At 74.1% G+C, this 2,515-nt stretch carries 3 protein-coding genes and 2 pseudogenes; 3 read left to right on the forward strand and 2 right to left on the reverse strand.

Annotated elements, in window-relative coordinates; all coding sequences use genetic code 11:
* From JNW89_RS34365 to JNW89_RS34375, 3 genes are all read left to right on the forward strand, one after another.
* Positions 1 to 180 (forward strand): hypothetical protein (locus JNW89_RS34365; RefSeq protein ID WP_238452205.1); only part of this gene is annotated, 180 nt, incomplete at its 5' end.
* The gene (locus JNW89_RS34370; protein WP_154942541.1) at positions 177 to 569 is read left to right on the forward strand and encodes a roadblock/LC7 domain-containing protein; all 393 of its coding nucleotides are present in this window, start codon (positions 177 to 179) and stop codon (positions 567 to 569) included. The genes JNW89_RS34365 and JNW89_RS34370, both read left to right, overlap by 4 nt.
* Positions 566 to 1,534 carry a TAXI family TRAP transporter solute-binding subunit gene (locus tag JNW89_RS34375; RefSeq protein ID WP_238452206.1) on the forward strand — a complete coding sequence of 323 codons (969 nt, stop codon included), beginning with the start codon at positions 566 to 568 and terminating at the stop codon, positions 1,532 to 1,534. Before JNW89_RS34370 ends, JNW89_RS34375 begins: the two co-directional genes overlap by 4 nt.
* Here the strand turns inward: JNW89_RS34375 and JNW89_RS34380 are convergent.
* Positions 1,519 to 2,080 (reverse strand): annotated as a pseudogene (locus tag JNW89_RS34380) (hypothetical protein). The gene JNW89_RS34375 and the pseudogene JNW89_RS34380 sit on opposite strands and share 16 nt — an antisense overlap.
* Positions 2,080 to 2,421 (reverse strand): annotated as a pseudogene (locus JNW89_RS34385) (DNA primase); the annotation flags it as partial. The pseudogenes JNW89_RS34380 and JNW89_RS34385, both read right to left, overlap by 1 nt.
* Positions 2,422 to 2,515 lie beyond the last annotated feature (94 nt).

The raw sequence follows: 2,515 nt of genomic DNA on the forward strand, positions 1-2,515 counted from the left end.
CTGCCCCGTCGGACCCGCGGCGGTCAGCTCCCGACGCTGCCGAACACCGCGCCGGCCCGGTCGGCGGAGGACCTGCTCGACCCAGAGGTGGTGCGGGCCCGACTGTCCGCGCTCGCCGAGGGGGTGGCCAGCGCGATGCGACGTAACCAGCAGACGAGACCCAACGGGAGACACCAATGACCACACCCGTGAGCGCCGGCCTGGACTGGCTCCTGGCGAACTTCGCCGAGCAGGTGCCGGACGTGTCGCACGCCGTAGCCGTCTCCGAGGACGGGCTGCGCCTGGCCTCCTCACCGCACCTCTCCCCCGACCAGGTGGACCAGCTCGCCGCCGTGATCAGCGGCCTGGCCAGCCTGACCGTCGGCGCCGCGCGGCTGATGTCGGCCGGCCGGGTACGCCAGCAGATCGTCGACATGGACGGCGGGGTGATGCTGGTGATGGCGGTCGGCGAGCGGGCCCTGCTCGGGGTGCTCGCCGCGCCGGGCTGCGACCTGGGTCAGATCGGTTTCGAGACCGCGACCCTGGTGCAGCGGGTGGCGGAGGCGCTGGAACCGGCGGTCCGGGCGTGACCCGCCGGCCACCGCACTGGCTGGCCGCCCTGCTGGTGACGCTGCTCGTGGCGAGCTGCGGGCAGCCGGCCGCGCCGCCGCAGGGCTGGCACGGCGGTCGGATCTTCCTCGCCACCGGCAACACCACCGGCGTGTACTACCAGCTCGGCGGCGGCTACGCCGACGTGATCAGCCGCCACCTGCCCGGGTACGAGGCGCGGGCCGAGCCGACCGGCGCCTCGGTGGAGAACGTCACCCGGCTGGCCAGCGGCGACATGGAGATCGCCTTCAGCCTCGCCGACACCGCGGCCGACGCGGTCACCGGCCAGGGCGCCTTCGTCGGGCAGCCGCAACCGGTCCGGGCGCTGGCCCGGGTCTACAGCAACTACACCCACGTCATCGTGCGGGCCGACGCCAAGGTGAAGGACTTCGCCGGGCTGCGCGGGAAGCGGGTCTCCACGGGTTCGCCGAAGTCCGGCACGGACATCATCGCCGGGCGACTGCTGACCGCCGCCGGGATGGATCCGGACCGGGACGTGGACCGGTTCACCCTGTCCCTGCCGGAGACGGTCAAGCGGATGCGGGCCGGCACGCTGGACGCGATGTTCTTCTCCGGCGGCCTGCCCACCCCCGGCATCGCCGACCTGCTCTCCAGCGCGCCGGGCAGGTTCACGCTGCTGCCGATCGCCGACCTGATCGAGCCGCTCAACGCCCGGTACGGCTCCGTGTACACCACCGCCGAGCTGCCGAAGGACGCCTACCGCACGCCGGCGGGCACGCCGACGGTCACGGTGTCGAACATGATCCTGGTCAACGCCGACATGCCGGACGAGCTGGCGTACGACCTGACCCGGCTGCTCTTCGCCTACCAGGGCGACCTGATCGGGGTGCACCCGGAGGCGGGCAACTTCACCCGGCAGAGCGCGTCCAGCACCGACCCGATCCCGCTGCATCCGGGCGCGGCGCGGTTCTACCAGGGCGGGTGAGCGGAGTTCAGGCGTCGGCGGGGGGCGGTCGCGGCGCGGGCGGCGGCCACCAGCCGGTCGGCCTCCGCCAGCACCGCCTCGTCGTCGGCGGGGGTGCCCGGGTCGAAGCGCACGGTCCAGCTCAGCCCGTCCACCCCGGCCACCCGCCGGGCCGCGACCCGCCCGGCGCCGCCGGGGCACCGGGTGGTGCGCCGTGTACGCCACCGACCGGGTGACCCGGGCCCGCACCTGGTGCGGCAGCTCGCCCGGGTCGACCAGCAGGTAGGTCTCGGCCGGGCAGTCCGCCACCACCTGGTAGCCGTCGCGCTCGGTGACCCGCTCGGCCGGGGTGACGGTCAGCTCGTGGCCGGACCACACCGCCTTGAGGATGTCGTGCCAGCCCAGCCGGTGCGCGCGGCCGGGCAGCCAGAGCCCGAGGTTGCTGGCCACCACCACGCCGTCGCCCTCGCCGTTGCCGGCGGCCGCCCAGGCGAGCACCCGTTCGTCGTCGGCGAGCGGGGGCCGGGCGGCGGGCGGCAGCTTCGGCTTGCGGCTGAACAGTCCCATCACAGTCCTCCCGCGGCCTGCTCGCGCAGCGCCCGCGCGTGCTGCTCCAGCGAGAGCAGTTCCCCGAAGAGGGCGAAGTACTCGTCCTTGTTGTTCACCGGGTTGACCCGCTGGATCTTCGATTTGAGGTCCCGGATCCGGGCGGTGACCGAGCCCCACTGCAACCGGGCCATGGTGATCGAGACGTACCGGGGGTCGGGTTCGCCGTCGATGCGCAGCGGCTCCACGGCCAGTTCGCCGACGAGCGCCCGGGCGGCCAGGTCCTCGCAGGCGTCGCGGACCGACTCGATCCACACCGCGCCGCCGGTGGCCGCCGCGGCCCCGCCCGCCGCGGCGGCAGCACGGAACCCACAGCGAAGGCGGATCAAGATCGTGACCCAGTCAGTTCATCAGCGGATCGCCGACGAGCTCGGCGTCGCGGAGCGTCAGGTGCGG

It is taken from the genome of Micromonospora sp. 4G55, assembly GCF_016803375.1.

Coding starts and splice junctions, on each gene's coding strand:
- JNW89_RS34370 (WP_154942541.1), top strand. CDS start 177: ATGACCACACCCGTGAGCGCCGGCCTGGACTGGCTCCTGGCGAACTTC.